Below are 26,861 nucleotides of genomic sequence, written 5' to 3'. Positions count from 1 at the left end.
ATGAAAAAGAATCTCCCAAAATTTCACCCAAAACATCTGAACTGGTTAATGCCCTTAATCCTTTCCGGCATTATGAGCGGTGCGATTTCCTGCTTTAATATGCTGCTGAATAAAGGTTGGAGCGATGCGTTTATCTCGCTATGGTTACATGCTTGGGGGCTGTCATGGCTGGTGGCATTTCCACTGATTCTGCTTGTATTGCCGCTGGTACGCAAATTCCTGATGCAGTTTGTGCAGATGTCAGATCAATCTGCTAAATAAGAAATTGCTTATTCGAATCACCCGGAATCAGATGATTCATTTAGAACTTGAGATAAAATTGATTTCATTTCAGTTAGGCTTTTCACACCAGCAATACGATAAATAATCTGCCCATTTTTAAAGATCAGGGTAGAGGGCAAGCCATAGACGTTATAGCGTAAGGTCAGAATCGGTGATTGATCGACATTGACCTTGCCGAATTTGATTTCTGTGTTATGCCCAGCATATTGTGCTGCCAGTTCCTCAAAAACCGGAAAATTCTGTACACAGGGCTTGCACCAGTCAGCATAGAAACGGATCACAGCAAGGCCTTCAAACCATTCGAAGTCACTGTAATTATCTTCATTGTAGGTGATGACTGCTGACATGAATTTGCTCTCATCATTTCAAAATTAAGATTTAAACCAGCTCATAGTGAGTTCAGCTTGATTGGTATTCTCATCGATTCCTTGATTGATAATCTTAAAACCTTGCTTCTGATAAAAGCTGACTGCTGATGTATTTGCAGCATAGACATTTAAATGCAGCTGATTACATTGCTGTTTTAAGAAATCAACCAAACGGCGGCCATAGCCAGCACCTTGCTGCTCAGGATCAATGAAAAGTGCAGCTAATACATTTTCCGATTTTAATAACGAAACAAAGCCAAGCACCGTATGATTTTCTTTAAGGACATAGTTTTCTGCTAAGGGTAAATATAAATCTCGCATTGGAAGTAGCTGATTTTCCCAATAACTAGCAGGAATAAAATCATGCGCCTTTAAAGAAGCCTGGAACCAGATTTCAAGAATAGCGTCGATATCCTCGGTTTTCGCTTTTGTAATTATTGTCATCAGTGGTCTTATATCAATTTACTAAATAGGCAGCTGATTATACATAAGTCCATGCTGCTTCAATCCATAGCATTTCTATGTTCAAATAAGTTCGAAAAATATGAAACGTGAATATTAGGGAAAGAATCCATGACGCAACAAAGCATGCAACAAGTCATCATTACAGAACCGGGTGGTGTAGAGAAACTCGCTTATGAAACGGTTGCCATCCCTGAACCTAAAGCAGACGAAGTGCTGGTTAAGGTACATGCTTTCGGGATTAACCGTCCGGATATCTTGCAGCGTCAGGGCTTGTATCCAATGCCTAAGGGCGTGACTCCTGTACCGGGTCTGGAAGTTGCCGGTGAAGTTGTTGCAGTCGGGAGTGAAGTAAGCCAGTTTAAAGTAGGTGACAAAGTCTGTGGTCTGACCAATGGCGGTGGTTATGCAGAATATTGCGTCGTGCCTGAAAGCCAGACTTTAAACATTCCTGAAGGTGTGAGTTTTGTACAGGCTGCGGCGATTCCAGAAACCTTCTTTACTGTATGGGCAAATGTGTTCCAGATGGGTAAGGCTAAGGCAGGAGAGACTGTACTGATTCATGGCGGTACCAGTGGGATTGGAACCACGGCCTTAATGCTGTGCAAATCATTAGGCATCAAAACCTTTGCGACAGTAGGTAGTGATGAAAAAATCCAGGCGATTTCACATCTGACCACAGGAATCAATTACAAGACCCAAGACTTTGAGCAGGTCATCAATGAAGCCACGGATAATGCTGGTGTAGATGTGATCTTGGATATGGTAGGTGCACCGTACCTGGAGAAAAACCTGAATCTGCTGCGTCGTGATGGTCGTCTGGTGTATATCGCATTCCTGGGCGGTGCTAAGGCTAAGGAGGTAAAATTGGGTCAAATTATGATGAAACGTTTGACCATTACTGGTTCTACCATGCGGGCACGCAATACGGCTGAGAAAGCTGAAATTGCCCAAGGCCTGAAAGAGCATGTGGCGCCACTCTGGGCAAAAGGTGAATGTTTACCGATGATTTATAAAACCTTCAAGTTTGACCAGATTCAGGATGCGCATGCAGCGATGGATACAGGTGAGCATATCGGTAAGATTGTGGTGGAAATCATCTAATTATTCTTGTGATAGAAATACTAAAAGCCAACTTTTGTTGGCTTTTATTTTGCATAAAAAACGATAACTAATTTAAATTAATTGCTTGAAATAGGAGTATAAATTTTAAAAAACGGTAAAAAGTGTCGATTGTTCGACACAACCTGTCAAAACTGAGGAGTAAATTAGCGCTTAAATATAATCTGACTAAATTGTTTGGTATTTGATGAAATGTCACGTATTAAAAGGAAGTATATTATGAAGATAGTGTCGGCCCCTTATACGCATGAACATGGCTTTCGTGCATTGAAGCGTTTGCATAAAGCGATTATCCGTAATCAGTTACTTCGTTCCGATTTACACAAGCTGTATCAAGCCATGTTGCATCTGGAACGCTATATGGAACGGCTGAGCCACTCAGCACCAAAACCTCACTACAAACGTCGTAAAAAATCTTAAAAAACATCTTGCCTATTAGCCTTAAGTTGAAGTGAATAACTCTAATCTTGTTTTTATTTGGCTGTATAATTTTCCCATAATTTAAAAATTCTAAGCAAATGATTCATTGTGCTGCACAAGCGGCACGAAGAGGGTATTTATGAAGGGCAATGCGTCAACGCATGAGCGCCTCGCAGACCGTTTGGCAAATATTTTAACCAAACTTAATATAGGGCATCAGTTAAGTGTACAGGAGCTGGCACGAGAATTTCAGGTCAGCACCCGTACCATTGAGCGTGATTTTGTTCGTCTGAATGCGTATTTACCGCTCATACAGGATGAAAATACCAAACGCTATTATCTTGAGCCTTCATATTTAGGGCGTTTCAAGTTGCAGGATATCCAGAATTTTGCACAGTTGTCTGGAATCAGTGACTTGTATCCGGCACTGGATATGTCTTTTATTCGTGAATTGCTGGATGAGCGGGCAAATCAGGTATTTTCGGCAAAAGGTTATTATTTTGAAGATGCCAAACAGTTTGCCGAGCATTTCAAGCTGCTTGCAGGGGCGATCTATAAACGGCAGCAGATTGAGCTGCAATATTCCGAACAAACACGGATCATCCAGCCATACCGGTTGATTCATCATCATGGCATCTGGTATCTGGCCGGTGTCACTGAAGCTGAGCTCAAAACCTATCGTTTAAGTCAGTTGCAGGAAGTCAAACTGGTTTTTGAAAATGAAAGCTTTGAGCATGATCCTGAAGTTCTGAAAATGCTGGCAGATGAAGACAGCATCTGGTTTGGTCAGCAAAAACAGCAGGTTTTGATGAAGGTGCAACCTGAAGTCACGGTATTTTTTAAAGAGCGCCGTTTATTTCCGGAACAGCAGATCGAACAGGAATCAGAGTCTGGAGAATTGTTAATTAGTTGTCAGATTCGTCATGAAATGCAGTTATTGCCACTGGTACGTTACTGGCTACCGTATGTAAAGATCATTGAGCCGATTCATTTTCAGGAAAAACTGGAACAGGATCTGGAAGGTTATTTACGCTCTGCTGGATAATATTTTGAAAGCAGAGCAGGTTGGCGAATGCTTATAGAATTCTATTGAGAATTAGATTTAGCAAATTACAGGCATAAAAAAACCAGCTTTCGCTGGGTTCTTTATTTGCACCATCTTCAGTAGTAGAAGAATGGTGCCCGAGGCCAGACTCGAACTGGCACGCTTTGTGGGCGGGGGATTTTAAATCCCCTGTGTCTACCGATTTCACCACTCGGGCTTTAACAAGATTGGAGGCGGAGGTCGGAATCGAACCGGCGTCCACGGAGTTGCAGTCCGCTGCATGACCACTCTGCCACCCCGCCGCGTCTTGTTGATGCGTATATTATCAAGCTCTGAAAAAAAAACAATAGGATATTCATTTGTATGCGCATAAAAACAGCATATGGCGGAAAATATTCAGAATTATCATGTAGAATGTGCAAAATTGATTCATATCAACACTTGGGAGAAGTGCCGTGGCATTAGTTTTAGACGGTCGTGCATTGGCGAAGCAAATTGAAGCTGACTTGTTAACTCGCGTAGAAGCGCTGAAAGCAAAATCAGGTCGTACTCCAATTCTTGCGACTATTTTAGTGGGTGACGATGGCGCATCTGCAACTTATGTTCGTATGAAAGGCAATGCTTGCCGCCGTGTTGGTATGGATTCACTAAAAGTTGAGCTTCCAAAAGAAACGACTACTGAAGAATTGCTTGCTGAAATTGAAAAACTGAATGCAAATCCGGATGTTCACGGTATTCTTTTACAACACCCAGTACCTGCGCAAATTGATGAACGTGCTTGTTTTGATGCTATCTCGCTTGAAAAAGATGTAGATGGTGTGACTTGTCTGGGCTATGGTCGTATGGCGATGGGTGAAGCAGCTTACGGTTCTGCTACTCCTGCAGGTATCATGACCATCCTGAAAGAAAACAATATTGAAATCGCAGGTAAACATGCGGTAGTGGTTGGTCGTTCTGCAATTCTGGGTAAACCGATGGCGGCAATGTTGCTTGAAGCGAATGCTACTGTGACCATTTGCCATTCACGTACTCAAAACTTACCTGAATTTGTAAAACAAGCTGACATTATTGTTGGTGCAGTAGGTAAAGCTGAACTGATTCAAAAAGACTGGATCAAACCAGGTGCTGTAGTTGTTGATGCTGGCTTCCATCCACGTGATGGTGGTGGTGTAGGTGATATTCAATTGGTCGGTATCGAAGAAGTTGCTTCTGCTTATACACCAGTTCCGGGTGGTGTAGGTCCTATGACAATCACTACGCTGATTCGTCAAACTGTAGAAGCTGCTGAGAAGGCTTTGGGTTAATTGAAATTTTAATTAGTTACGGCGGAGTTGTATCGTTGTGACTATAGATGTAAGAAGCTCATTCGTTACTTTTGTTTCGGCAAAAGTAACCAAAACCATTTGTCATTCGCAGAACTCGTCATATTTCTTTTGCGTGGTTGATGTGTCGCAAAAACAGGACGAATTAGATTTCAGTCTGCCTCGAACAGCTGCGAATGACGTGGTCATGTATCCGATTAATGTATAAATTCCAATAAAGATATTTTCGCATCAAGGCTTTCTTCATGAGCTGTACTTTCCAATTTCCTAAAGCCCCTGAGCATTTACTTCAAGCCTTACACCAAGTTATTCCTAATTGTGAACTGATGGCACAGCAGCTACCAGAAACACCGATTTCACTCTGGCTGATTCCACCAGTCTTTCCGACAGACAAACTGGATGATGAAGTGATTCGCCGCATCTGGAATGATACGCCGTACTGGATCTTCTGCTGGGCATCAGGACTGGCCATGGCACAATGGCTGCTGACAGAGCCACATCATGTCAAAGACAAAGTCGTACTGGATTTTGGTGCGGGTTCGGGTGTAGTTGCGATTGCTGCGAAAATGGCAGGAGCCAAGCGGGTGATCTGTTGTGATATCGATCAGGTCAGTCTGGATGCCTGTCGTGCCAATGCTGAATTGAATAATGTCGAGCTGGAATATCTGGATGATCTCTATAAAGCAGAGCAGGTGGATATACTGCTAGCGGCTGATGTGCTCTATGATCAGTGTAACCGCTTCTTTCTGGATGAATTCCTGAAATTTGCACCCGAGGGCTGGGTTGCAGACAGCCGGGTTAAAAACTTTAGTCATCCACAATATCTTAAACTGGATGAACGCAGTGCGACCACCTGGCCAGATCTGGATGAATCACCAGAATTCCGCAATGTCAGCTTCTATCGAACTAAATAACATCCAAGAATTGAAAAAGAAAAAGGGCATTATGCCCTTTTTTTATGCTCTGTTTTTATGAGCAGGTATAACGAATCACACGTACAGTGGTAGGACGAGCTTCTAATGCCTCTCGGGCACCCGGATTTTCACTGTTATATAAATCAGGTGTATTACTCAGGCTGATCTGGGTGCGGCTATCCCCGAGTTGACGGCCATACTGAACCTGTTCTGGAGTTGGGTTAACTATTTCCTGACTATTGATAATCTGGATATTATAGTTTTTAGAGGTTCCAAGAACTTGTCTACAAGCAGCCTGTAATCTGTTTTCATCCTGACTTGGTCGTCCTGCTAATGTATAGCTTAAGGTTGCGGAATTTTCTGAACGTTCCAGAATTTCATAACCGGTCTGACCGTTAAATTGTTGAGGTGCCGTCTGACATGCTGTCAGGCCTAAAGTGCCGATAGTTAAACCGAGTAAAAAAACTGTTTTTTTCATCATGATGATTTCCCGTATTTTTATCAGACAAGTATGCCATAGCAATGAAATAGCGGAATGGCAGTAAACATAAAATTCCAATAAAAAAGCTTTCCGAATGTTTCCATCCGGAAAGCTCCTAAAGCAATACAGTTACTTAGTCATCAGTAATCATGCTGTGCTTTTTAGTGTCTTTCATAAAGACATAAGTCAGCAGTGACAGGCCAATCATAAAAGTAATGTAATAGAAGAAGTAGTTTTCATGGCCGGCATTTTTAAAACTTAAAGCTACCAGTTCTGCTGTACCGCCAAACAGGGTGTTAGCAATTGCATAAGGTAAAGCTACACCTAGGGCACGAATGTGTGCAGGGAATAGCTCAGCTTTCACTACGGCATTAATCGCTGTATAACCAGTTACAATTACCATACCGCTCATACACAGCATGAATGCAGTTGTTGGGTTGGTAGTTGAGCCTAAGCCATTAAAGATAGGAATGGTAAATAGTACACCAAGCACACCAAAAGCAATCATGATTGGCTTGCGGCCAATTTTGTCAGAAAGTGCACCCACAACTGGTTGCAATAACATGAATACAAAGATCGCAAGGGTAGTAATTTCAGTCGCTGTGGTTTTTTCAAATCCTGAGGTGTTCACCAGATATTTCTGCAAATAAGTAGTGAAAGTATTGAAAGCTAAAGTACCACCTGCAGTTAGCATGATCACGGTAAATGCCTGTTTAGGATATTTAGTGAATAAAGCTAAGGCACCGGATTTAGGGCCACCTTTTTTCGCCTGTTCAACAGCCTGTTTTGAAGATTGTGTTTCTACCAGACCGCGACGGATCCAGAACACCACAATCGCTAAGAATGCACCAATCAGGAAGGGAATACGCCAGCCCCATTCAGTGAGTTGTGCTTCAGTCAAAGTGCGTTGTAGGAAGATCAAGACACAGAGTGCCAATAGTTGACCTGAGATCAGGGTCACATACTGGAAGCTTGAGTAGAAACCACGATGATTTTTACCTGCCATTTCAGTCAAGTAAGTGGCACTTGAACCGTATTCACCACCTACACTCAAACCTTGTAATAAACGAGCAAATAACAGCAGCGCAGGGGCGAGCATGCCCACTGAATCATAGGTGGGTGCACAGGCAATAATCAAGGAACCTACACACATTAGAGAAACGGATAGGGTCAAACCTGCTTTACGACCTTTGCGGTCAGCGTAAATTCCCATAATCCATGCGCCAATCGGACGCATCAAGAAACCAAGTGCGAATACAGCAGCAGCCTGAAGAAGTTTGACGGTATTGTCGCCATTAGGGAAGAACTGTGAAGCGAAATATAAGGTAAAGGCTGCATAAACATACCAGTCGTACCATTCGACCAGGTTACCTGCAGAACCACCGAGAATAGATTTAACCCGTGTTTTACGATCAAGCTGCGGTGTAGCAGCTTCAGGAAGTGGCTGATTCACAACATTGCTCCAAAGGAATGCTGTAAAACACATCTTTTTTAAATTTTCATTGCTATAAAATCTAAAAAGTTATGTTTTAGTGAGAGAGAAAGTGAGGAGATTTCATATACTTATACGCCTCCAAGTTTTCTCTTTTTATAGGACTTTAGTCTTAATAAATAATGTAGTTTTCAAATATTTTTATAAAACATAAATTTACCATTTGTTTAGAGTAATTGCTTGATTTTTATATTAGATTAACTGGTTAAATGCTGTTCTTTAAGGGGATTAATGAATGGTAAAGGTAGTTTTTATTTAGATGTAAAATAGATTAAAAAATTGGCTTTAACCTTATCTTAAGATAATAAAAAAGGCCGCTTACGCGACCTTTTTAAAATTAAATCAGCAATTAAGCAGATTTAACCGCTTCAAGAAGTTCAGCTTGGCGTTTTTTCAACGCTTCTGGCAGACGATCACCTAATTTGTTGAACAATTCAGTGTGGCTTTCAAGTTCTTTGATCCATTGATCTTTGTCTTGAGAAGTTACCAGGTCAAATTGTTCTTTAGTGAAATCAGAACCAGTCCAGTTTAGCTGTTCGTAAGTAGGTACACGGCCGATTGGAGTTTCAACAGCATCAGCACGACCTTCACAACGATCGATGATCCACTCAAGAACACGCATGTTTTGACCGAAACCAGGCCATACGAAGTTACCTTCAGCATCACGACGGAACCAGTTCACGTTGTAGATACCAGGAAGCTTGTTACCAGCAGCAGCAGCTTTCTCGCCAACTTTCTCACCCATTTCTAACCAGTGAGTGAAGTAGTCAGCCATGTTGTAGCCAGCAAATGGAAGCATCGCAAATGGGTCGCGACGAACGATACCTTGTTGACCAACAGCAGCAGCAGTTGTTTCAGAACCCATGGTTGCAGCTTTATAAACACCATCAACCCAGTCAAATGCTTCTGAAATTAGAGGCACTGTGTCTGCACGGCGACCACCGAAGATGAACGCTGAAATTGGAACACCCGCTGGATTTTCCCAATCCGCATCGATAGAAGGGCATTGACCAGCAGAAACTGTGAAACGAGCATTCGGATGAGCCGCTTTTTCTTCGCCAGTGTGTGGTTGACCTTTCCAGTTAGTCAGATTCGCAGGAGCTTCTTTAGTCAGACCTTCCCACCAAACTTCACCGTTGTCAGTTACAGCAACGTTTGTATAGATCACGTCTTTATGAAGCGTTGCCATACAGTTCGGATTCGTTTTGGTATTTGTACCAGGAGCTACACCGAAGAAACCAGCTTCAGGGTTGATTGCATATAAGCGACCATCTTCACCTGGTTTGATCCAGGCAATATCGTCACCTACAGTTTCAATTTTCCAACCTTCATAACCTGCTGGTGGAATCAGCATCGCGAAGTTTGTTTTACCACAAGCAGATGGGAATGCAGCTGCGATGTAGTGTTTTTCGCCTTTAGGGCTAGTCACGCCAAGGATTAGCATATGTTCAGCTAACCAGCCTTGTTGACGACCCATATAAGATGCAATACGTAAAGCCAGGCATTTTTTACCTAACAATGCGTTACCGCCGTAACCAGAACCAAATGACCAGATTTCACGAGTTTCTGGGTAGTGCACGATGTATTTTTCTTTGTTGCAAGGCCAAGCAACATCTTTTTGACCTTCTTCAAGTGGTGCACCCACAGTGTGTACGCAAGGGACAAATTCGCCATCTGTACCTAGAACGTCATAAACAGCTTTACCCATACGAGCCATTTTAGACATGCTGACTGCCACATAAGGAGAGTCAGTTAATTCGATACCGATGTGCGCAATGTGTGAACCCAAAGGACCCATAGAGAATGGAACCACATACAGGGTACGACCTTTCATTGAACCGTCAAACAGACCATTCAATTTTTCGCGCATAACTGCTGGATCTTCCCAGTTATTGGTCGCGCCAGCGTCTTCTTTATTTGCAGAACAGATAAAAGTACGGTCTTCAACACGAGCAACGTCAGAAGGATCAGAATTTGCAAGATAAGAACCAGGATGTTTCTCTTGGTTAAGCGCTTGCATTGTGCCGTTAGCGATCATCAAGTCGATATAACGTTGATATTCTTCTGCGCTACCGTCACACCATTCAATTTTTGCTGGTTTTGTTAATTTAGCAATTTCTTCCACCCATGCAATAAGCTTAGGGTGACGAACGAATTCTGGTGCGTTCACTTGGGTCATGGTGAGGCCTATCTCAAATGTGTACAAAATTTTGTACAAAGTACAATCTGGTCAATAAAATACTGGCCAGATGAAATATGAAAAAAAGTGGCTGTATTAAAGCATAAAATCATCAAAAAAATAAGACTAAAGAAGTGCTGGATTTTATTTGGAATATTATGCTATTTTCTGTTTAAATTTATATAAAACAATAAGATATAAATAAATTCAAAATCTTAAATATGTATTTATTAGCTTTATGTGTGGTATTTATTTTAATTATTTTTATTTAAATCAAACCTTTAAATAAAATTGTTCAGTTATATTTGTTATTGATTAAATAAATGGTCGCCATTCGAATTTTACATAAAGCAACTATTAATTGTTTATGAATTGGACAAAATGCCAATAGGTGTGCATCAATCTGTGTAAAAAATGTCTAATCAATCTAAACCCTTATCCATTATTTATAATCATAATTCTGGTTTCCGTCTATTCGACCAACAAGAAAAATATGAGCAATTACTAGATATTTTTGCAGCGCATGATTTTGAGACTAAAGCCTTTGAAATCAACGTTCCAGAACAGTTTAAAAAAGTCATTGCTGAAGTGCTGCAACGGCATCAACAATCGCCAGATCATGGTGTGATCGTGGCGGCTGGAGGAGATGGAACGCTCAATTCAGTCGCCAAACACCTGCTTGAAACTGATATTCCAGTCGGAATATTGCCTTTAGGGACTTTTAACTATGCGGCAAGATTGCTGGATATTCCTTTAGATTTGGTTGAAGCCGCACAAGTCATTGCAACGGGTCAAACCAAATGTATCCATGTAGCGCGTATTAATCAGGAAATCTACCTGAACAATGCTAGTCTGGGCTTATATCCTTTATTTATTAAAAAACGTGAAGACTATAACCGTATTTTTGGTCGACTACCTTTACATGCCTATACCTCAGCACTCGATGTGTTGATTCGTGACCGTAAAGAATTAAAACTAGAAATCTGGGTAGACCAAAAGAAATATCCGGTCAAAACTCCACTGATTTTCTTTGGTAATAATCCACTTCAACTGGCAGACATGAAAATGCGGATTGCCCAAGCTGCTGAGCAAGGGAAGGTGGCTGGGGTTGTGGTCTCCAAAAGTGACAAGCTGACGTTATTCAAGCTGGTATATCAGTTAATTCGGGGCAAGATTGATCAAGCCTCTGATGTCTATAGTTTTGCTGCAGATCAGGTGCGAATTGAGTCTAAACGCAAAAAATTAATGGTAGCTATAGATGGAGAAACGGTAGAAATGACACCACCTTTAAATATTTCAGTTTTAAAAAATAGTTTAAGTGTAATGGTGCCTCATGATTCTGCATCTCTCTGATCTGCATTTTGGTACAGAAAGGCCTGAATGTTTGGAAGCCATCCAACAATTTTGTCGGGATCATGCATTGGAAGCGGTGGTAGTCAGCGGCGATCTCACCCAGCGAGCACGTTTGGGGCAGTTCTTTGCTTGTAAACGGTTTCTGGATCAGTTGAATACGCCTTATCTTGTGATCCCGGGGAATCATGATATTCCGCTTTATCATTTATGGAATCGATTATTTACTCCATTTACCCGTTATCAATTATTTTTCGGTGAACTCGAGCCTGTTTTAGAAACCGAACATTTTTATCTGATTGGGGTAAATTCGATTAGACGTCGATATCATACTAAAGGGCATTTATCACTCGAACAGATTCAAAGGATTGACCTGAAACTACAGCAGGCACCTGATTCCAAAATCAAGATTATTGTCAGTCATCAACCTTTTTATGTGCCATTTCAGAATAGGCAGGGTTTTAAGGATATTCCCCTGATGGCCAAAATTGCATTGGAGTCCTGGTCGCAGCATGGGCTGTTTGCTGTATTGCATGGGCATTTGCATCGTACCGCAGTCTATGATTTGAACCGTATATTCGAATTGGGAGGAAATCATCCGGTTTATGATGTACATGCAGGGACTTCTGCGTCACATCGGCTCCATAAGAATCAGCCGAATAGCTTTAATGCAATTGATGAAACAGGAAAAATTACGCAATATTGTTTTGATGAACAGTTAAAAACCTTTGTTCCACAGCCTGATCCCATAAATAAATAGACAAAAAATACGCAATCCATCAAAAAATTAAAAAAAAACCAATTTTTTTTCATTTTTGCCCTTGAAGCGTTTTATTCCATCTCCATAAAAAGGACATCAAAAAATTTTGATGATGACCAATGGAATAAATAAGTCGTCATCGGTGATCTAAAAAAGACTTAGTCTGATGGAGTTATTTATGAGCAACATTCGTCCATTACATGACCGCGTTGTTATTCGTCGTGTTGAAGAAGAAACAAAAACAGCTGGGGGCATCTTACTTCCAGGTTCTGCTGCTGAAAAACCTGCACAAGGTGAAATCATTGCAGTTGGTAATGGTCAAATCACTGACAATGGCGTACGCGCGTTAGACGTAAAAGTTGGCGACAAAGTATTGTTCGGTACTTATGCAGGTACAACTGTAAAAGTAAACGGCGAAGAACTTTTAATCATGAAAGAGTCTGACATTCTGGCAGTATTAGAAGCTTAATCTGCGCCAGATCGTTTTACTCATTCCAATTCAGATTTTGTAAAGATATAACAATATTCGGAGTCAAATATGTCAGCTAAAGACGTAAAATTTGGTGATTCAGCTCGTTCAAAAATGATCGCTGGTGTGAACATCCTTGCAGATGCGGTGAAAGTGACTTTAGGTCCTAAAGGCCGTAACGTTGTAATCGACCGTTCTTTCGGTGCACCGCACATCACTAAAGATGGTGTATCTGTTGCGAAAGAAATCACCCTAAAAGACAAATTCGAAAACATGGGTGCGCAACTGGTTCGTGAAGTTTCTTCAAAAACCAATGATATCGCAGGTGACGGTACAACAACTGCAACTGTATTGGCTCAAGCAATACTGAACGAAGGTATTAAGTCAGTAACTGCGGGTATGAACCCAATGGATCTGAAACGTGGTATCGACCTTGCAGTGAAAACTGTTGTTGAAAATATTAAACAAACTGCAAAACCAGCTTCTGATTCTAAAGCGATTGAGCAAGTCGGTTCGATCTCTGCAAACTCTGACACCACTGTTGGTTCTCTGATTGCACAAGCAATGGAAAAAGTGGGCAAAGAAGGCGTAATCACTGTTGAAGAAGGTTCAGGCTTTGAAGATTCGCTTGATGTTGTAGAAGGTATGCAGTTTGACCGCGGTTATATTTCTCCATACTTTGCAAATAAACAAGACACTTTAACTGCTGAACTTGAAAACCCATACATCCTGTTGGTTGACAAGAAAATCAGTAACATCCGTGAATTGATCACTGTTCTAGAAGCTGTTGCGAAAACTGGTAAGCCTCTTCTTATCATCGCTGAAGATGTTGAAGGCGAAGCATTGGCTACACTTGTAGTGAACAACATGCGCGGCATTATCAAAGTATGTGCGGTTAAAGCACCTGGCTTCGGTGACCGTCGTAAAGCGATGCTTCAAGATATCGCGATCCTGACTGGTGGTACTGTAATTTCTGAAGAAATCGGTATGCAATTAGATCAAACTTCACTTGAACACTTAGGTACTGCACATAAAGTAACTGTATCTAAAGAAAATACAGTGATTGTTGATGGTGCTGGTGATGCAAATCAGATTTCTGAGCGTGTTCAGCAAATCCGTGCACAAATCGAAGAATCTACTTCTGAATATGACAAAGAAAAACTTCAAGAACGCGTTGCTAAATTGGCAGGCGGTGTAGCAGTCATCAAAATCGGTGCTGCAACTGAAGTTGAAATGAAAGAGAAGAAAGACCGTGTTGACGATGCGCTTCACGCAACTCGTGCTGCGGTTGAAGAGGGTGTTGTTGCAGGTGGTGGTGTTGCGCTGGTACGTGCTGCATCTGCACTTGATGGTCTGACTGGTGCAAACGATGATCAAAACGTTGGTATTAATATCCTTCGTCGTGCAATCGAAGCTCCTCTTCGTCAAATCGTAGCAAATGCTGGTGATGAGCCATCTGTAGTGATCAATGCTGTGAAGAACGGTGAAGGTAACTATGGTTATAACGCTGCGACAGGTGAATATGGCGACATGCTGGAAATGGGTATTCTTGACCCTGCGAAAGTAACTCGTTCTGCACTTGAGCATGCAGCTTCTGTTGCTGGCTTGATGTTAACAACAGAATGTATGATTACTGAAATCCCAGAAGAAAAACCAGCGATGCCTGATATGGGCGGCATGGGTGGAATGGGCGGTATGATGTAATTCATCGTTCGATCATATGATGTAAAAAATCCCCGCATTTGCGGGGATTTTTTATTAAGTTAGAAAATGATTAAGGTGATTTTTTAACTAGTTTATAATTCAGATTACTCTGTATTTCCTTGCCTGTTTCTATATCACGAGCTTCAACGAAATTATCACCTACATAAAACTTCCTGTTTTCAGCTTTTCCATCTAGGACGATAATAGAGGGTTGTTGAGAATCGAAAGTGAAGCTACCTTTGGTCTCAGTTTCATTATTTCCAGTTTTACCTAAATATTCTTCACTCAGTTCATAGGTTTTATCAGGATTAAGATCTAGTTCAACTTTAATCCCTTCGCAATCAGCACACGGGAAAACACCTTCATATTCACCTGCCCAGTTTGAGTTGGCAGTGGCATTACTGCTCATCTCAGTACTCATATTGCTTTGACTATTTGTAGTCTCTGTAGTAACAGGAGCATTTGTGGTATTAGATTGAGTATCTGCACTGGCCATATCGCGGTCATTCTGTTTAGAACATGCACTTAAACTAGTAACTGTTACTACCAATAAAGCAGGCCATAATATTTTTTTCATTGAAGATCATCCTCTTGTTCTTCTGTATTAGGATTTACATTAAAAGTATGAGCTATCAATATACAGAGAGATCTTGTTAAAAATTGATTCGTTAAGTGAAACGGATTAAATATATGTAGATGAGAAACTAAGATAATTAAAATACAAAATAAGCGATAGGTTTTCTTTAGTTTTATTTTATAAACCTTAAGGTTATGATTTGATAGAAATAATTATTAATAAGAGCGGTCATGAAAGCAGAACAGGAAAATAATATCATCGCGAAAATATATGATGCTGCTTTATTGCCTGCTTTATGGCTAGAGGTCATTCAGGATATTGTGCAATATACCCAGAGTCATAGTGCAATTTTTACCGGTCTTGATCAATTCAATCCCGCCTATGACTTTGTTTATACTTACAATATCCCGGAAGAAAGCCTGGCTGCTTATCAGGATGAACGGATTCGGGTCATTGACATGAAGCTGCATATGCCTTTATGGAATGAAATTGATATGGGGGAGGCACTTAATCAGGACTGCCGTCATTATGCGGATCAATCTGGAACAGAACAGTATATTTTTTATGAAAAATGCCTTAAGCCTACAGGGATAGGGTATATGGCGGGAGTATTGCTGGACAGAGGAAACTATCGCTGGGCAGTCATGGGACTACATCGTGCTCCACACACTCAAGGTTTTGAAGCAGCTGAACTGAATTTTCTCAAACGGATCGGCATACATTTGCGTCGCTCTTTACAGATTCATCGGCAAATCAGTTTGGTACAACAAGACAATATCAGCTTATATACCGTATTAGACTGTTTAAAAATCGGTATTATTTTGCTGGATCAGGATCTCAAGTTATCTTATTCAAATCCACTAGCACAAAGCATGATTGAAGCTTCAACATGTCTGGAAATGGATATGCATAACCGGCTGAAAACACCGGTAGGTGATCAGGAACGTCTGGAAAGATTGCTATCGAGTGCTTTGCTGGAAGATACCAGTATGTCGAATGAAATAGGCGGGGTCTTGGCTTTGCAGGATTCTAAAGGACAGCAATTGATGCTCACTGTTGTGCCTTTTAAAAGGTTGAGAAAAATGCAGCAATTTTCTGAAGCTCAGCATCAGATTGCTGTATTTATGACAGACAAAAACCGGCATTATTCATTATCTAGAGCTTATTTACAGCAAGCATATCAACTGTCGAAACGTGAATTTGATTTGTGTGAGCTTTTAATCAATGGCTACAAATTAGAAGAAATTGCGACAAAATGTGGGATCACTTTAAGTTCAGTACGAACTTATTTTAAGAATATTTATGAAAAAACTGACTGCACTTCACAAATTGAGCTAATGCACTTATTAATGGGATGTACGATTCATTTTGAACATATTAATTAAACCTACCTAAAGATAATTCTTTAGGTAGGCTGTGCTCATTATCTAACGCGCTGTAATGTTACAGGACCTTCACCTTGTGGATGCAAGATCAGAGTTTCAGCCGATACATTGATGTTTGCAATGGTCTTGCTGCCATCGGAACTGTCTTGTAATCCGCCACATTCATTGGTATCGAATAAAACTTCAGTGGTCGTAAGTGTATTACCTGAGAGGATAAATTTGCCATATTCAATACCAGGCCAGCCACAATCATCTCCGCCTTCAGTGTCCAGGAAGAAATAATAGTTTGTGTCAAAGAAGGCAAATAAATGGGTGTCACTAAATCTCCATGCACCTACCAGACCATTAGCAGACTGTTTGACGCGGCTTAAACGGTATTCGGTATTGATACCCGGTTCTGTCAGAATTAAGGTCGTTCCATCATAGTTTAACGTATAAGGTTTGCCTCCTGCAGGATGTGAGAGTCCCCATTCACCATTACTGTCTTGAATAATACGCGGTGAAATTACACTGGTAGTTGCATTCCAGTTTAACTCTCCAGTTTCAATGCCAGGCGTTCCATCACCATCAGCAGCTTCTGCTTGACCTAAGGCATAACGGCCATCTTCTAAAATATGGATTAGAACAGCGCTGTTTGCATTACGGCCAATTTCCCAAGTACCGGCAATATCTTTATAGAAAGTTGACTGGAAGTTTTCTGCAGCTTTTTCAGGTGTAATCAATTTTTCTGTGGTAACTACGCCTGTTGATACCACGTCTGTAGCAAATGCTGTAGGGGCCTTAGAAAAATCTAAACTTTTATTAAGAAGGGCATTAGCAGCTTCAGTACTGATGCTAATCCCATTGTCATGATTACTATCTGTATCTAAAGACTGTAAAAGCACCATCAGATTGGTACGTGCATTTTCAGTTTGTGCTAAATCTAACGGAGTAACACGTTCTTTCGCTTCAATTTCTTGACCTAGTTGTACGTCACCAATCAGGAATTTAACCTTTTCTCCATCATTAAATTTAAATTCACCTTTTTCATTAGTAACCCCTTCCGCACCGCTGCTGGTGATATATGTTACCCCTGAGATAATTCCATCTGTCAGTACACCAGTTTCGGTCCCGACCGGAGCTGTAGGTGGAACAGGTGATGAACCCTCTGTACGATCATTATCTGAACCGCCACATGCTGTAAGTAACCCCGCTAAGGCAAGACAAATTAAAGTCTTTTTCATGAAAATCTTCCTGAAATTTATTATGTCAGCGAAGTATAGAAAGAAAGCTAAAATCGACATATCCTAAAATTAGGATGGAAAAATATATAAATCAGTAAAATAAATTGAACTCACTATTTGCTTAAAAGAGTGAGCTTGCAATAGGTAGTGAAAGAAGAAATATTCAAATAACAATAAATTGAAATTCTTCCTAAAGCTTAAAAATACAAATATATATTAATTGGTGTTTTATTGATCAGGATGCACTATCTATATTCTGCTGCATTGTTAGACTGTGGCGAAATTTTGACAATGATTGTGATGTAACTGTGTTTGAAAATTTAGCTGAGAAAACTTTAAATTTAATGGGCTGGAAAACCGATGATCAATGGCCTGAAGACCTTGATCAATGTGTGATGATTGCAGCACCACATACCAGTAATTGGGATGCACTATATGCACGTTTGGCCTTAAAGGCATTAAAAGTGAATGTACGTCTAACTATTAAAGACAGCTATATGAAATTTCCATTTGGGCCTTTTGTACGTGCGATGGGTGGAATTGGTATTGACCGTCGTCCTAAACAACCAGGTGAGCCACGTCCAAGCATGGTTCAGGTCATGACAGATCTATTTAAACAGCATCCTAAACTAGTGATGCTGGTTACACCGGAAGGCACACGTGCCCGTCAGGAACAATGGAAAACCGGTTTTTATCATGTGGCGATCAATGCGGGTGTGCCAATTGCGCTGGCTTATATGGATTATGCGAAAAAAGAAGCGGGTGTAGGTAAAATCATTTATCCAACAGGAAATTATGAACAGGATATGGCTGAGATCATGGCGTTCTATGCCAATATTGAACCTAAATTTCCTGAAAAATTCAGTATTGATCAACGCTATTTTTAATTTCAGGAAAAATAAAAGCAGAGGGATGAACTCTGCTTTTCTGTACGGTATATAAATACCGAATTTAATTTTGATTCTCTTCAGATAAAATTCCCCCCAGATTCTGGCAGGCATCTTTATAAAGATTGTATTGCTGTTCTACCACTTCATATAAAGGCAGGTCAAAGAGCTCTTCACCTTGATGATATTGCTCAATATAAGACTCGACCTTGGTTTTGCTGCTGTACAGCATGTGTTGATAATAATCCGTCATACTACTGTGTGGCATTTGCGCTGTATCAATCTTGGCACAATTGAAGTTTTGCAGAAGCTGTTCTGACTTTTTAAGATCATTGGACATACAACCTGCCAGTAACATGCTACTGAGCAATGCCGTTAGGAGTTTCATAGAAAATAGATGAACTTTGATGGGGAGCGCACTATTGTAGAAGTAAATGTGCTATGCAAAAGTAGTTTTATTCAACAACTGGTCAAAAAATAGAAGAATGAAATTTAGAATCTCATTCTTCCTTTGCGATCTTTAACCTTTAACCAGTCCGCCATCAACAATCAGGTTTTGACCTGTCACTGCACGTGAATAAGGTGACAGGAACATCAGAATAGCAGACGCAAATTCCTCAGGTGTAATCACGCGGCGCAGAGGAGTGGATTGAGCAATCAGGTCAAAGACAAAGTCAGGTGTCGCTTTACTTGCATCAGTGGTTTGCAGTAATCCGCCTGAAAGCATGTTCACATTAATCCCATGCTGACCAAGGTCTTGCGCAGTAGTTCGGGTAAAGGCCAATAGTGCCGCTTTCGCAGTCGTATAATCGTGATAAGGAACGACAGGGTTTTGAACCAGGTTAGTCCCAATATTCACGATACGGCCAAAATGTGCCTGTTTCATATCTTCTAGTGCAGCTTGTGTCGTATTTAAACAGGCTTGAACTGCTCCACTAAACTGACGGGCCATGCTTTCCCAGGTCAGATCTTCAACTTTAGGTCGTTCATCACCATTAAACTCAAATTGCACCAGCGCGTTATTAATAACGGAATGAATGGCTTCTCCGAAATGGGCCTTGCTGGCAGCGAATAAAGCTTTTACCTGATCAGCCTGTGTTACATCTGCCTGATAGGCAAAGACCTGATCAGGATACTGATTTTGCAAAGCTTCAGCTTGGGTTTTGCTGCTATGGTAATTTACTACCACACGTGCACCTTCCTGAATCAGGAGCTGGGTAATGGCTAGTCCCAATCCACGAGCACCACCAGTCACAAGGACAATTTGATCACGAATTTGCATTGCTTATATCCGCCTGAGAATAATTCGGGCTAACATAACAGCAATAGGGCTGAAAGCAAAGTGATGTAAGGTTTTAGAGCTGCTCTATCGCGCAAATGAGTCAATGCCTTCCTTGATCAGGAGAAAGCAGCCCGAGCTGAAGAGCAAGCTTAAGACAATCTGTTTAAAACGTAATTCTGAAATTCGATGAAAGAGACATGCGCCTAAAATAGCGGGAATACTTACAGCCAGAATGAGTACCGCCATATAGGGAAGGTGAGTCTGATTTAAGGTGCCTTGCAGTAAATAGGCGGCCAAGGTAAACACCTGTATGGCAAAATTAAAATGACGCAATATATAGCGCTGCTGTTCTTTCGGTAGTTGCTTTAGCATTAACCAGGCAGAGGGTAAAGAACCACAGAATCCCCCTAAACCTCCTAAAATGCCACCAGCCAAACCAATCCCTGCATCCGCAGTTTTACCTGAATGCTGAATCAATTTAATCTGTGGATTAAGCAACATCAGTGGACACCAGATCACGAGAAATATACCCAGCAAAATACGAAAAGTACCCGCTTCAACGATATTCAGTAACCAGGTGCCGAGTGGGACACCGATCAGACCAGCAATTAAATAAGGTAGATATAAGGTTCGGTGCAGATGAGGAAGTCTAGGTTCATTGGATAATGAAATGAGGTGACTCCACACCGAGGCAAAAACCACTAAGGGCGCAGCAAGTTGAGGACTCAATCCCCATACCCAGAATGACATGGCAATTAATGCAAAAGCAAAACCGGTAAGTCCCTGTACAAATCCTGCGATAATTGCACCAAGAATAAAGAGTAGCCAGGTCATAAAAATCAGGTTATTAGAAAAGTCTGTAGTATTCAAAATATGGCTAGAAAAACCAAGCAGATGCTTAGCTGTATTTATGCGAATCTAAGTCTAAATATGCATAAATAGTTTTTATTAAATCCGAGACAAATCCTTTAATTAAGTATGGAAAATGAACAAAATCATACAAGAGTGCAACAATGGCTCCGCGTACTCTTCATGAAATCACTTGATACTAATTAAGTGCGGTATAGAGGTGATGAACATGAAAAAAATGATATTACTGTCATCTGTATTGGCAGTAGCGCTAACAGGCTGTGTGGTTGATCCTTGGGATGAAGGTTATCGCGGTCATCATGATCGTAATGGACATTATGATCGGGATCGTGGTGATAAGGACTGGAAAAAACATAAAGATCATCGTGACTGGAAACGTGACAGAGGCGATCGGGATTGGCGTCGTAATCGTTAACCGTTACCTTCCATTTATAAAAAAGGATTCCTTTAAGGAGTCCTTTTTTATTTGAGCATTGAATATAAGTAGGTCTTAAACCGCTTTTTTCTGATATAGCCCTGCGCGTACTGTACCGGCTTTGGTATTTTTAACCAAACGCCATGAACTTGGTAACTTTAATGTACTCAGTTCACGATCGGCTTCTACATAGATAAAACCATCTTCTTTGATCAGTGGATCAGCTTGAGTGGCCAAAGTTTCCCATAGGTCCAGACTATACGGTGGGTCTAGAAAGACCAGATCAAACTGCTGTTTCAGGATGGTTAATGCTTGTTGTGCTGTCGCAATTTTAAGTTGCGCACGTGCTTTGGTGACTTTGAGTAATTCCAGATTTTGGGTGAGGAATTGTGCCTGAGTACGATCCGGCTCAATCATCACCACTGAAGCTGCACCACGTGATAATGCCTCAAAAGATAAAGCACCTGAACCGGTACACAGATCCAAGACACAGGCATTCTGGACATCCCACATTAGCCAGTTAAATAAAGTTTCACGCACACGGTCAGGTGTAGGACGTAATCCTTCGATATTGGCAAAAGCCAATTGACGGCGTTTCCAGTCACCACCAATAATTCTAAGTTGGTTTTTCATGAATTATTCCTGATCGTCATTGGCTGAAGGGGTAGAGCGAGAAGTTGCAGGTTGCGGATTGTTTGGTTGTGCGTGGGTCGCCTGACCGCCTTCTTGGGTTGGGGTCGCATTCGGATCAGCACTTAACAGATTCGGTCCACTTGGCAATTCGCCCGGTTTAATACCTGCTGTCATGAGACCGCCACTAATTTGATGACCGGCAGGGTGAATCGGATTTTTATCGCGAGACAGTAACCAGTAGTCGAATAACGGTTTAGCCAGTTGTGCAGCAGAACCCCCATGTCGGCCATTTTCCCAGACAACGACTACTGCAATTTCAGGGGTTTCAGCAGGAGCAAAACCAACAAACAGACCATGATCCAGCTGGCGTTCAGTCAGCAGGGCTTCATTATAGCGCTTACCTTGGGCAATACTTTTCACCTGTGCCGTACCGGTTTTACCTGCGATTTGATACATCGGCGTGCGGATTCCGCGACCTGTCCCTGACTGAACCACATCGATCATCGCATCACGCATTTTGATCCAGTCATCTGGTTGACCATTAAAGTCGATTTTACCATTAGGGGCATTATGTACTGTAAAAGGTTTGGCACCTTTACTTTCACGCAGTACGTGAGGCGTAACATGTGAGCCTTGATTTGCTGTAATAGCAGTTGCCATGGCGAGCTGTAATGGTGTGGCGGTAAAGGCACCCTGACCAATACTCACCGAGATGGTTTCACCACGTGACCATTTGGATTTACGGGTACGCATTTTCCATTCCGGACTTGGGTAAAGTCCTGAGCTTTCACTTGGTAAATCGACACCAGTTTTTTCGCCAAAGCCGAACTGGCGCATCCAGCTATTCATTTTTTCAATGCCCATGCGGTAGGACATGACATAGAAATAAGTATCGCAGGATACCACTTGCGCCTTATGCAGGTTCACAGCACCATGACCTGTTTTTTTATGGTCACGGAAGCGGTGACTATCGCCCGGTAAGGTAAAGTAGCCCGGGTCAGAAATCGCTGTACTCCAGTCGACCAGTCCATAATGCAGACCGCCCATACCAAACATCGGTTTGATCGTTGAACCTGGAGGATAAGCCCCTTGAACCGCACGGTTATAAAGTGGCTGATCCAAACTGTCACGAAGGCCTGAATAGTCTTTGCTACTAATCCCGGTGACAAATAAATTAGGGTTAAAACTTGGACTGGAAACCAGCGCCAGAATTTCACCTGTACGTGGGTCAATCGCGACAATAGCACCACGACGACCCGCCAGTTGTTCAGTGGCAATGGTTTGTAGACCATAATCCAGTGATAAATACAGATCATTACCGCGTACCGGCTCTTTACGGCCTAAGTGACGCAGAACATTACCGAAAGCATCAGCCTCAACAGATTCATTACCCGGCACACCATGTAATAAATCTTCATAGTATTTTTCTACCCCGATTTTCCCAATCAGGTTAGATCCGGCATAGAGATCCTTATCAATTTCTTTAAGTTCTTTGTCATTAATACGGCCAACATAACCAATCACATGCGCGAAGAGTTCACCATGCGGATAATAACGGGTCATCTGCGTTTCAATATTGACGCCCGGAAATAGATATTTCACCTCACTAAAACGGGCAATATCATTTTCATTCAGATTCAGCTTGATTGATACCCGCTCAGTTTTACGCGCCGTCTTGATTCGTGCCTGAAAACGTTCAATATCTTCTTCGGTTAATTCCAGAATCGGTGTAAGACGTTTCAGCGTATCATCAATATCCTGCACATCGGCGCGGCTTAAGGTAGCTGTGAAAACAGGATAATTATCGGCAAGTAAAATACCGTTACGATCGTAAATATAACCGCGTGCTGGCGCTAAAGGCTGCAGACGAATACGGTTCTGGTCAGAAGCCGTAGAGAAGGTTTCAAAATTAAAAATTTGCAAATAGGCATAGCGGCTGACCAGCAGCAGCATAAAGAAAACCACAATACCGACAGAGATCCAGACCCGACTGCTATAGATGCGCTTTTCTTGTTGTGCATTTTTTAAAGGAAAGTGCTGCTTCATACGCGATCGACTTAAGACCAGAGGGAAAGGAATCAAAGTGGAGTATTCTAGCGCAACTGTACGGGATTTGATAATGGAAAACTGGCTGTAGCAATTCCTGTGTTTAAACTTTGACTTTGCAGACATGAAAATTGTAAAGTGCTGTGTACAAGAGTTTTAATAATTCTGATAAAGTCAAAATTAAATAAAAATAGGACTCTACCAAAAACTATAATTAAGGAAGATGGTGAAGGAATGAACAAAGTTTACCCTTTGTTGGCATTTGCATTCTTTGCAAATGGGGTATATGCACATGATCAAGTGAATAATACGACAAACAGAACTGAGGATCGTGAGCCTAAAGCATTTAATGTTGGGGTTGGTTTTACCCAGAAACTTATCCATCTAAACACTGAATGGGTGAATCCTTATGGGATTGCTTATGTGAAAGGTGGTGCTTTTCTCAACGATGATCGTACAGTTGGAGCACAAGTTGGCTTTCGTTATCCTGCACACCTCACCGGCAAGGACAAAAATGGTTATTATGTAGGGGCTTATGCCGGTCATATCGATAGCAAACAGGTTGATGGCAAATACGAAAGCCGTTTAGGTGGGGGCATTGATCTGGCGTATGTTTTGCTTAGTTCAGAACGGATCAGCAGTTTTAGTATCGGTATTGGGGCGGGGGAGAAATTACAGGACAGTAATGGTCGCGTTGTAGCCGAAACTGAACCCAGACTACAATTCTCCTATACTTTAAGTATCGGTTTATAGACAAAATATTCAACTTTATTAATACCTGTATTCTGTGAACAAAAAATTAAATATGGAATTTATGCATGCTTGAGTACGTCAATGAATTGTGGCAAGCCTTCTTGAATCGCCCAGATTTTTGGGCAGTGCTCAGCATTATCCCGGTGACCGCATTCGTAACATGGGCTCACGTGTGGATGGCGCTAAAAATGGTGTTTTATCCAATTAATTTTTGGGGTTTTCATGTCGGGCCTGTTCCTGTTGGCTGGCAAGGTATTGTGCCGCGTAAAGCTGGAAGAATCTCAGGAATTATCACGGATAATACCTTGTCTAAATTGGGTTCTATCCAAGAGTTCTTGCAGGCAATGGATCCGGATGATATGGCACGTATTATCGGGGAACAGGTCGGTTTTGAACTGGAACATCTGATTGATGAAGTCATGATGGACCGAAATGCGGTGTTATGGGAAAACTTGCCTTATTCAATCAAGCGCCGTATTTATGCCCAAGCCCATAAACAGCTGCCACAGGTATTAAAAGAATTGGTGACTGAACTGACCATGAACGTCGAGTCACTGGTCGATATGCGCGACATGGTGGTCAGTCAAATGGAAGGTGATCGCCGTTTAATGGTGCGCATGTTCCTGAAAGTTGGCCAAAAAGAAATCAACTTTATCTGGCATATCAGTGCCCTGATCGGGATGTTCTTTGGCCTGTTCCAGATGGTGGTCTGGTTTGTAGTGCCATGGCACTGGACCGTACCGTTCTGGGCGGCTATCTGGGGCTTCCTGACTAACTGGATTGCGATCTGGATGGTGTTTAATCCGGTAGAACCGCATTATATTAAATACCCGCAATTCTTTAAGCGTACAGCCGATCACAGATTCCCTTGGATTAAGCCGGTAATTCCAAGAATTGGCACCTATAACATACAAGGCGCATTTATGAAACGTCAGGAGGAAGTCTCTGACGTATTTGCAAGTGTGGTCACAGAAGATCTGATTACGCTAAAATCGATCATGACAGAAATGATGTATGGTGGTAAAAAAGATAAAACCCGCCGTATTGTCAAACGTCATATTAACGAAATTATGGAAACACCGCTGGTTCGGACCTCTTTACAGTTGTCTTTAGGACCAAAAGAGTATGCAAAACTCAAGACAGACTTGATCGATCGCTCGATTGAAATTACGATGGTGCCTGTAAGCGACCCTGCGTTTAATGCGAGCCGTGCACAGAAGATCTACCAAATGTTTAGAGACCGCATACGTGATTTGACGCCTAACGAGTTTCAGAATCTATTACGTCCTGCTTTTCAGGAAGATGAATGGATCTTGATTGTCCTGGGGGGAGTTACCGGTTTTGTTGCGGGTTTAATCCATTTGTTTGTGGCTTTCTTATAATTAGATGCCAAAGAGCAGCACACGTTTTGGTCGTGTGCAGCTGGGTATCTTATACATAGTTAAAAAATGAGGATGTTTATATATGCGCATTATCTTACTCGGACCACCTGGAGCAGGTAAAGGTACACAAGCTCAGTTGATCTGTAAGCGCTACAATATCCCACAAATTTCAACCGGTGATATGCTCCGTGCTGCAATTCGTGAAGGAACTGAATTAGGTCTACAAGCTAAAAGCGTCATGGACAATGGCGGTTTGGTTTCTGATGAATTGATCATTGGTCTGGTCAAAGAGCGTATTGCACAACCTGACTGTGCAAATGGCTGCATCTTTGATGGTTTCCCACGTACGATTCCTCAAGCTGAAGCGCTGGAAAAAGAAGGCATTGCAATTGATCATGTAATTGAAATTGATGTGCCGGATGAAGAAATCGTTCAACGTCTATCTGGTCGTCGTCAACACCCGGCGTCTGGTCGCGTTTATCACATCGTTTACAACCCGCCAAAAGTGGAAGGTAAAGATGATGAAACTGGTGAAGATCTGGTACAACGTCCAGATGACCAGGAAGAAACTATTCGTCGCCGTTTAGGTTCATACCACACTGAAACTGAACAGCTGGTTGGCTTCTATCAAGGCCGTGCAGCTTCAGGCGAAAATGCACCGACTTATGACAAGTTAAATGGTCTACGTCCAATCGAAGAAGTTCAAAAAGATCTTTTCGCGATTCTGGATCAAGCAAAATAATCGGTTTCCGATCATTTTGACTTTCAAAGAGCCCTAAGTCATATTAGGGCTCTTTTTATTGTGTTGTTCAAAAGGATCTGCTGTGAAATTTGCTGTATTGGGATTGATGATTGTATTTCTGGCAGTACTGTTTGCGCTGTTCTATGTCAGCTTCAAGATGCTGAAAAAAGTACGTCAGGAAGAACGTGCTGAGAATGTGGGTAAGGTGCCTGAGCGTCAGCTGCATCCCAAATTACAGGCCGAGCTTGAGCAAAAGCGCAAGCAAGAACAGGCTGAACAAAATAAAAAATAAAAAA

The 26,861-nt window shown here is 41.6% G+C and carries 29 protein-coding genes and 2 tRNA genes; 17 read left to right on the top strand and 14 right to left on the bottom strand.

Annotated elements, in window-relative coordinates; translation table 11 throughout:
• A complete protein-coding gene (locus FTV34_RS06360) occupies positions 1 to 261 on the top strand; it encodes a DUF2798 domain-containing protein (protein ID WP_034704953.1) in 261 nt (86 codons plus the stop codon).
• A gap of 17 nt (positions 262 to 278) precedes the next feature.
• Here FTV34_RS06360 and FTV34_RS06355 read toward each other — a convergent pair whose 3' ends face one another.
• On the bottom strand, positions 279 to 629 hold the full coding sequence (locus FTV34_RS06355) for a co-chaperone YbbN (protein WP_180069408.1): 351 nt from the start codon (positions 627 to 629) through the stop codon (positions 279 to 281).
• 24 nt (positions 630 to 653) lie between these two features.
• Entirely contained in the window at positions 654 to 1,094 is a 441-nt protein-coding gene (locus FTV34_RS06350) for an N-acetyltransferase (protein ID WP_180069405.1), read from the bottom strand.
• A 129-nt stretch (positions 1,095 to 1,223) separates the two neighbouring features.
• Between FTV34_RS06350 and FTV34_RS06345 the strand changes: the two genes are divergently transcribed.
• The 3 genes from FTV34_RS06345 to FTV34_RS06335 all read left to right on the top strand — a co-directional run bounded on the left by FTV34_RS06345 (position 1,224) and on the right by FTV34_RS06335 (position 3,699).
• Positions 1,224 to 2,216, top strand: a complete 993-nt coding sequence (locus FTV34_RS06345) for an NAD(P)H-quinone oxidoreductase (protein WP_180069403.1) — start codon at positions 1,224 to 1,226, stop codon at positions 2,214 to 2,216.
• A gap of 237 nt (positions 2,217 to 2,453) precedes the next feature.
• Complete coding sequence (locus FTV34_RS06340) at positions 2,454 to 2,654, top strand: hypothetical protein (RefSeq protein WP_159123322.1); 201 nt, start codon at positions 2,454 to 2,456, stop codon at positions 2,652 to 2,654.
• 139 nt (positions 2,655 to 2,793) lie between these two features.
• Positions 2,794 to 3,699: a YafY family protein gene (locus FTV34_RS06335; RefSeq protein WP_180069400.1), complete on the top strand. Its 906-nt coding sequence runs from the start codon at positions 2,794 to 2,796 to the stop codon at positions 3,697 to 3,699.
• Between the two features lie 131 nt (positions 3,700 to 3,830).
• Here FTV34_RS06335 and FTV34_RS06330 read toward each other — a convergent pair.
• Together FTV34_RS06330 and FTV34_RS06325 are read right to left on the bottom strand one after the other, a co-directional pair.
• Positions 3,831 to 3,916: transfer RNA gene (locus FTV34_RS06330), tRNA-Leu, on the bottom strand.
• A gap of 11 nt (positions 3,917 to 3,927) precedes the next feature.
• A tRNA-Cys gene (locus FTV34_RS06325) sits at positions 3,928 to 4,001 on the bottom strand.
• 153 nt (positions 4,002 to 4,154) lie between these two features.
• Here FTV34_RS06325 and folD point away from each other — a divergent pair.
• Together folD and FTV34_RS06315 are read left to right on the top strand one after the other, a co-directional pair.
• Entirely contained in the window at positions 4,155 to 5,003 is an 849-nt protein-coding gene (gene folD, locus FTV34_RS06320) for a bifunctional methylenetetrahydrofolate dehydrogenase/methenyltetrahydrofolate cyclohydrolase FolD (protein ID WP_004782941.1), read from the top strand.
• Between the two features lie 263 nt (positions 5,004 to 5,266).
• On the top strand, positions 5,267 to 5,935 hold the full coding sequence (locus FTV34_RS06315; protein WP_180069397.1) for a methyltransferase: 669 nt from the start codon (positions 5,267 to 5,269) through the stop codon (positions 5,933 to 5,935).
• Between the two features lie 55 nt (positions 5,936 to 5,990).
• Here the strand turns inward: FTV34_RS06315 and FTV34_RS06310 are convergent, their stop codons facing one another.
• The 3 genes from FTV34_RS06310 to FTV34_RS06300 all read right to left on the bottom strand — a co-directional run bounded on the left by FTV34_RS06310 (position 5,991) and on the right by FTV34_RS06300 (position 10,087).
• Positions 5,991 to 6,413, bottom strand: a complete 423-nt coding sequence (locus FTV34_RS06310) for a hypothetical protein (RefSeq protein ID WP_218949340.1) — start codon at positions 6,411 to 6,413, stop codon at positions 5,991 to 5,993.
• A gap of 136 nt (positions 6,414 to 6,549) precedes the next feature.
• Positions 6,550 to 7,869, bottom strand: a complete 1,320-nt coding sequence (locus FTV34_RS06305; protein WP_180069391.1) for an MFS transporter — start codon at positions 7,867 to 7,869, stop codon at positions 6,550 to 6,552.
• Between the two features lie 388 nt (positions 7,870 to 8,257).
• Positions 8,258 to 10,087 (bottom strand): phosphoenolpyruvate carboxykinase (GTP), encoded by a 1,830-nt coding sequence (locus FTV34_RS06300; protein WP_034706283.1) that lies wholly within the window; start codon positions 10,085 to 10,087, stop codon positions 8,258 to 8,260.
• A gap of 414 nt (positions 10,088 to 10,501) precedes the next feature.
• Here FTV34_RS06300 and FTV34_RS06295 point away from each other — a divergent pair, with 414 nt between their 5' ends.
• The 4 genes from FTV34_RS06295 to groL all read left to right on the top strand — a co-directional run bounded on the left by FTV34_RS06295 (position 10,502) and on the right by groL (position 14,370).
• A complete protein-coding gene (locus FTV34_RS06295) occupies positions 10,502 to 11,440 on the top strand; it encodes a diacylglycerol kinase family protein (RefSeq protein WP_180033411.1) in 939 nt (312 codons plus the stop codon).
• Positions 11,421 to 12,197, top strand: a complete 777-nt coding sequence (locus tag FTV34_RS06290) for a metallophosphoesterase (RefSeq protein ID WP_180033410.1) — start codon at positions 11,421 to 11,423, stop codon at positions 12,195 to 12,197. Before FTV34_RS06295 ends, FTV34_RS06290 begins: the two co-directional genes overlap by 20 nt.
• Before the next feature lie 178 nt (positions 12,198 to 12,375).
• Positions 12,376 to 12,666, top strand: coding sequence for a co-chaperone GroES (gene groES / locus FTV34_RS06285; RefSeq protein ID WP_004646315.1), 291 nt, complete (start codon positions 12,376 to 12,378; stop codon positions 12,664 to 12,666).
• Positions 12,667 to 12,735: 69 nt separating this feature from the next.
• A complete protein-coding gene (groL, locus tag FTV34_RS06280; RefSeq protein ID WP_005234685.1) occupies positions 12,736 to 14,370 on the top strand; it encodes a chaperonin GroEL in 1,635 nt (544 codons plus the stop codon).
• Positions 14,371 to 14,440: 70 nt separating this feature from the next.
• Here the strand turns inward: groL and FTV34_RS06275 are convergent, their stop codons facing one another.
• Positions 14,441 to 14,947, bottom strand: a complete 507-nt coding sequence (locus FTV34_RS06275) for a copper resistance protein NlpE (protein WP_180069388.1) — start codon at positions 14,945 to 14,947, stop codon at positions 14,441 to 14,443.
• Between the two features lie 230 nt (positions 14,948 to 15,177).
• Here FTV34_RS06275 and FTV34_RS06270 point away from each other — a divergent pair, with 230 nt between their 5' ends.
• On the top strand, positions 15,178 to 16,332 hold the full coding sequence (locus FTV34_RS06270; RefSeq protein WP_180069385.1) for a helix-turn-helix transcriptional regulator: 1,155 nt from the start codon (positions 15,178 to 15,180) through the stop codon (positions 16,330 to 16,332).
• Positions 16,333 to 16,370: 38 nt separating this feature from the next.
• On the opposite strand, the gene FTV34_RS06265 is transcribed toward FTV34_RS06270, so the two are convergent.
• Positions 16,371 to 17,555, bottom strand: a complete 1,185-nt coding sequence (locus FTV34_RS06265; protein ID WP_180016817.1) for a hypothetical protein — start codon at positions 17,553 to 17,555, stop codon at positions 16,371 to 16,373.
• 308 nt (positions 17,556 to 17,863) lie between these two features.
• On the opposite strand from FTV34_RS06265, the gene FTV34_RS06260 reads away from it, so the two are divergent.
• On the top strand, positions 17,864 to 18,442 hold the full coding sequence (locus tag FTV34_RS06260) for a 1-acyl-sn-glycerol-3-phosphate acyltransferase (RefSeq protein ID WP_004782922.1): 579 nt from the start codon (positions 17,864 to 17,866) through the stop codon (positions 18,440 to 18,442).
• A 64-nt stretch (positions 18,443 to 18,506) separates the two neighbouring features.
• Here FTV34_RS06260 and FTV34_RS06255 read toward each other — a convergent pair whose 3' ends face one another.
• From FTV34_RS06255 to FTV34_RS06245, 3 genes are all read right to left on the bottom strand, one after another.
• A complete protein-coding gene (locus FTV34_RS06255) occupies positions 18,507 to 18,830 on the bottom strand; it encodes a hypothetical protein (protein ID WP_034170495.1) in 324 nt (107 codons plus the stop codon).
• Positions 18,831 to 18,962: 132 nt separating this feature from the next.
• Positions 18,963 to 19,724 (bottom strand): 3-oxoacyl-ACP reductase, encoded by a 762-nt coding sequence (locus FTV34_RS06250; RefSeq protein WP_180069382.1) that lies wholly within the window; start codon positions 19,722 to 19,724, stop codon positions 18,963 to 18,965.
• Positions 19,725 to 19,808: 84 nt separating this feature from the next.
• Positions 19,809 to 20,558 (bottom strand): sulfite exporter TauE/SafE family protein, encoded by a 750-nt coding sequence (locus tag FTV34_RS06245; RefSeq protein WP_180069379.1) that lies wholly within the window; start codon positions 20,556 to 20,558, stop codon positions 19,809 to 19,811.
• Positions 20,559 to 20,802: 244 nt separating this feature from the next.
• Here FTV34_RS06245 and FTV34_RS06240 point away from each other — a divergent pair, with 244 nt between their 5' ends.
• Entirely contained in the window at positions 20,803 to 21,009 is a 207-nt protein-coding gene (locus tag FTV34_RS06240; protein ID WP_004782913.1) for a hypothetical protein, read from the top strand.
• Between the two features lie 75 nt (positions 21,010 to 21,084).
• Here FTV34_RS06240 and rsmD read toward each other — a convergent pair whose 3' ends face one another.
• On the bottom strand, positions 21,085 to 21,642 hold the full coding sequence (gene rsmD, locus FTV34_RS06235; protein ID WP_180069376.1) for a 16S rRNA (guanine(966)-N(2))-methyltransferase RsmD: 558 nt from the start codon (positions 21,640 to 21,642) through the stop codon (positions 21,085 to 21,087).
• Positions 21,643 to 21,645: 3 nt separating this feature from the next.
• A complete protein-coding gene (mrdA, locus tag FTV34_RS06230) occupies positions 21,646 to 23,688 on the bottom strand; it encodes a penicillin-binding protein 2 (protein WP_180069373.1) in 2,043 nt (680 codons plus the stop codon).
• Between the two features lie 234 nt (positions 23,689 to 23,922).
• On the opposite strand from mrdA, the gene FTV34_RS06225 reads away from it, so the two are divergent.
• From FTV34_RS06225 to FTV34_RS06210, 4 genes are all read left to right on the top strand, one after another.
• Complete coding sequence (locus tag FTV34_RS06225; RefSeq protein WP_034703685.1) at positions 23,923 to 24,441, top strand: hypothetical protein; 519 nt, start codon at positions 23,923 to 23,925, stop codon at positions 24,439 to 24,441.
• 65 nt (positions 24,442 to 24,506) lie between these two features.
• Positions 24,507 to 25,823 carry a membrane protein gene (locus tag FTV34_RS06220; protein WP_034170491.1) on the top strand — a complete coding sequence of 439 codons (1,317 nt, stop codon included), beginning with the start codon at positions 24,507 to 24,509 and terminating at the stop codon, positions 25,821 to 25,823.
• An 82-nt stretch (positions 25,824 to 25,905) separates the two neighbouring features.
• On the top strand, positions 25,906 to 26,565 hold the full coding sequence (gene adk, locus FTV34_RS06215) for an adenylate kinase (RefSeq protein WP_004782907.1): 660 nt from the start codon (positions 25,906 to 25,908) through the stop codon (positions 26,563 to 26,565).
• Positions 26,566 to 26,647: 82 nt separating this feature from the next.
• Positions 26,648 to 26,857, top strand: coding sequence for a hypothetical protein (locus tag FTV34_RS06210; RefSeq protein ID WP_004782905.1), 210 nt, complete (start codon positions 26,648 to 26,650; stop codon positions 26,855 to 26,857).
• The last annotated feature ends 4 nt before the right edge of the window (positions 26,858 to 26,861 follow it).

It is taken from the genome of Acinetobacter sp. YH16038 (assembly GCF_013417275.1).
In the GTDB taxonomy this organism is placed as follows: Bacteria; Pseudomonadota; Gammaproteobacteria; order Pseudomonadales; family Moraxellaceae; genus Acinetobacter.
Note: the sequence above shows the minus strand (reverse complement) of the source record. Positions and strands in the feature narration are given on the sequence as shown.

Bases quoted from the DNA above. Each gene is read 5' to 3' on its own strand.
- FTV34_RS06290 (WP_180033410.1), top strand. From the start codon at position 11,421: ATGATTCTGCATCTCTCTGATCTGCATTTTGGTACAGAAAGGCCTGAA.
- FTV34_RS06275 (WP_180069388.1), bottom strand. From the start codon at position 14,947: ATGAAAAAAATATTATGGCCTGCTTTATTGGTAGTAACAGTTACTAGT.
- FTV34_RS06245 (WP_180069379.1), bottom strand. From the start codon at position 20,558: ATGACCTGGCTACTCTTTATTCTTGGTGCAATTATCGCAGGATTTGTA.
- FTV34_RS06340 (WP_159123322.1), top strand. From the start codon at position 2,454: ATGAAGATAGTGTCGGCCCCTTATACGCATGAACATGGCTTTCGTGCA.
- FTV34_RS06310 (WP_218949340.1), bottom strand. From the start codon at position 6,413: ATGAAAAAAACAGTTTTTTTACTCGGTTTAACTATCGGCACTTTAGGC.
- groL (WP_005234685.1), top strand. From the start codon at position 12,736: ATGTCAGCTAAAGACGTAAAATTTGGTGATTCAGCTCGTTCAAAAATG.
- FTV34_RS06300 (WP_034706283.1), bottom strand. From the start codon at position 10,087: ATGACCCAAGTGAACGCACCAGAATTCGTTCGTCACCCTAAGCTTATT.
- FTV34_RS06295 (WP_180033411.1), top strand. From the start codon at position 10,502: ATGTCTAATCAATCTAAACCCTTATCCATTATTTATAATCATAATTCT.
- adk (WP_004782907.1), top strand. From the start codon at position 25,906: ATGCGCATTATCTTACTCGGACCACCTGGAGCAGGTAAAGGTACACAA.
- FTV34_RS06315 (WP_180069397.1), top strand. From the start codon at position 5,267: ATGAGCTGTACTTTCCAATTTCCTAAAGCCCCTGAGCATTTACTTCAA.
- FTV34_RS06335 (WP_180069400.1), top strand. From the start codon at position 2,794: ATGAAGGGCAATGCGTCAACGCATGAGCGCCTCGCAGACCGTTTGGCA.
- FTV34_RS06255 (WP_034170495.1), bottom strand. From the start codon at position 18,830: ATGAAACTCCTAACGGCATTGCTCAGTAGCATGTTACTGGCAGGTTGT.
- FTV34_RS06345 (WP_180069403.1), top strand. From the start codon at position 1,224: ATGACGCAACAAAGCATGCAACAAGTCATCATTACAGAACCGGGTGGT.
- FTV34_RS06220 (WP_034170491.1), top strand. From the start codon at position 24,507: ATGCTTGAGTACGTCAATGAATTGTGGCAAGCCTTCTTGAATCGCCCA.
- rsmD (WP_180069376.1), bottom strand. From the start codon at position 21,642: ATGAAAAACCAACTTAGAATTATTGGTGGTGACTGGAAACGCCGTCAA.
- groES (WP_004646315.1), top strand. From the start codon at position 12,376: ATGAGCAACATTCGTCCATTACATGACCGCGTTGTTATTCGTCGTGTT.
- FTV34_RS06360 (WP_034704953.1), top strand. From the start codon at position 1: ATGAAAAAGAATCTCCCAAAATTTCACCCAAAACATCTGAACTGGTTA.
- FTV34_RS06250 (WP_180069382.1), bottom strand. From the start codon at position 19,724: ATGCAAATTCGTGATCAAATTGTCCTTGTGACTGGTGGTGCTCGTGGA.
- FTV34_RS06350 (WP_180069405.1), bottom strand. From the start codon at position 1,094: ATGACAATAATTACAAAAGCGAAAACCGAGGATATCGACGCTATTCTT.
- FTV34_RS06240 (WP_004782913.1), top strand. From the start codon at position 20,803: ATGAAAAAAATGATATTACTGTCATCTGTATTGGCAGTAGCGCTAACA.
- FTV34_RS06225 (WP_034703685.1), top strand. From the start codon at position 23,923: ATGAACAAAGTTTACCCTTTGTTGGCATTTGCATTCTTTGCAAATGGG.
- FTV34_RS06270 (WP_180069385.1), top strand. From the start codon at position 15,178: ATGAAAGCAGAACAGGAAAATAATATCATCGCGAAAATATATGATGCT.
- mrdA (WP_180069373.1), bottom strand. From the start codon at position 23,688: ATGAAGCAGCACTTTCCTTTAAAAAATGCACAACAAGAAAAGCGCATC.
- FTV34_RS06265 (WP_180016817.1), bottom strand. From the start codon at position 17,555: ATGAAAAAGACTTTAATTTGTCTTGCCTTAGCGGGGTTACTTACAGCA.
- FTV34_RS06355 (WP_180069408.1), bottom strand. From the start codon at position 629: ATGTCAGCAGTCATCACCTACAATGAAGATAATTACAGTGACTTCGAA.